The organism is Candidatus Symbiopectobacterium sp. NZEC135, from assembly GCF_025962695.1.
Window position 1 is genome coordinate 1 of record NZ_JAGFPF010001126.1, and the last position, 700, is coordinate 700.

The window sequence follows — 700 nt, forward strand, 5'->3', positions numbered from 1 at the left end:
TGCCCTGCCCGGTTTTACCCTGACCACACTTGACGACGGTCTGCAAGTCGCTACCGATAAACTGCGCGTTACCGTGCATCAACCGCTGTGGCTGTCATGGGAATACCGCGATCAACAAGGTGTTTGGCAGCCGCTGGCCGCCGACCGCCACACCAGTGCGTACCTGCTGAATGCCCACGGTGATGGCGTTGAGCACTATCAGCGTCGCCATCCGGAGGAACAGTATTACGGACTGGGTGAGAAGGCGGGCGATCTGAACCGCGCTGGCCGCCGTTACGAAATGCGTAACCTCGATGCCATGGGTTACAACGCGCAGTCAACCGATCCACTCTACAAACACGTGCCCTTCACCATCACTCGTCGCGGTGACGTCAGCTTCGGGATGTTTTACGACAACCTGAGCAGCACCCGACTGGATCTGGGTAACGAGCTGGATAACTACCACGTTGCTTACCGTCGCTACAGCGCAGAAGCAGGCGATCTCGACTACTACCTGTTCCTCGGCCCACGCGTGCTGGATGTCACCAAGAAATTCGTGCGTCTGACCGGTAAAACCCTGTTTGGCCCCAAATGGAGCCTGGGCTATAGCGGTTCGACCATGCACTACACCGACGCCCCCGATGCGCAGCAACAACTGCTGAAATTCATCGAGCTGTGTAAAGAGCATGCTATCCCGTGTGATTCGTTCCAGGTGTCATCC

1 pseudogene is annotated in these 700 nt (G+C 57.3%); it reads left to right on the forward strand.

What is annotated here, in order from left to right:
• A pseudogene (locus tag J5224_RS32855) lies at nt 1-700 on the forward strand (TIM-barrel domain-containing protein); the annotation flags it as partial.